The organism is Mycobacterium sp. AT1, assembly GCF_002043095.1.
GTDB lineage: Bacteria > Actinomycetota > Actinomycetes > Mycobacteriales > Mycobacteriaceae > Mycobacterium.
Map to the genome: position 1 here is coordinate 1 of NZ_MVOC01000129.1, position 989 is coordinate 989.

The 989-nt window shown below is 70.2% G+C and carries 2 protein-coding genes; both read right to left on the bottom strand.

Annotation, left to right across the window (positions count from 1 at the left end; translation table 11 throughout):
• A partial coding sequence (locus tag B1790_RS34015) for a CHASE3 domain-containing protein (protein WP_198952200.1) occupies nt 1-357 on the bottom strand: 357 nt, incomplete at its 3' end.
• Nucleotides 357-989: PP2C family protein-serine/threonine phosphatase (locus tag B1790_RS34020; RefSeq protein ID WP_142271689.1), on the bottom strand; the 633-nt coding region annotated here is incomplete at its 5' end. The genes B1790_RS34015 and B1790_RS34020, both read right to left, overlap by 1 nt.

Sequence of the window (989 nt, forward strand, 5' to 3'; positions counted from 1 at the left end):
GGCGAGCAGCTCCGCCCGCCCGCCCGCCCGCTGACGGAGCTCCTTGGCGGCCGCCTCCTGGGCCTGCTGCCCGGCGTAATACGGGTCGAGGAACTGGCGGTCGGCCGAGATGGCGTACCCCCGGGTGGCGGTCTCCTGGTCGCGCAGCGCCGCCTGCATTTGATATGCCGCCGAGCGCGACGGCTGGATCTCGTCGATCAGCTGGTGGGCCACCGCGTCATACCTGCTGAGAAGCAGCCCGCCGGCGATTCCGGCGCCGAGGACGAGCAGGCCCATGATGGACAGCACCAGGGTCTGCCAGCCTTGGACGGTGAGCGGGGACGATCGTTTCGGTGCCGTTACGGGGGTGGTCGTCATCAGTCGGTGCGCTCCACCCGCACGACGGCGATGTCGTCGGAGAGGCCGCCGTGCAGCCCGGCCAGCTCCTCGGCGCCCCCGATGAGTGCCTCCACGAACGCCGAGCCGGTCAGCGCCGTCCGCGATCTGGCCAATTCGAGCAGACCGTCCTCACCGAGCCGTTCGTTTCCGACACCGGAGTGCCCCTCGAACAGCCCGTCGGTAAGCAGCAGCAAGCCGTGTTCCTTGGGCAACTCCAACTCGACGACCGGCCAGTCCGTGGCACCGAGCCCGAGCGCGGGACCGGCAGCAGGCTCAAGCCATTCGACCGTGTCGGGTCCGTGCAGCAGCATGCCGGGATGTCCCGCCCTGACCGCGGTGAAGCTGCGGTCGTGCGGGGACAGCGCGAGGCTCAGCACCGTCGCGAAGATTCGAGGCCCCGGGCTCTCCGCGCGCAGGATCCGCTCCAGCTGGCGCATGCGATCGTTGCCGCGAAGGCCGGCAAAGGTCAACGCCCGCCAGCCAATTCGCAAGGCGACCCCAAGGGCAGCCTCGTCGGGGCCGTGGCCCGCCACGTCGCCCACCATTACGTGGACGGTCCGGTCGGGTGTCTGGACGAAGTCGTAGAAGTCACCGCCGAGCAGCGCGTTGGC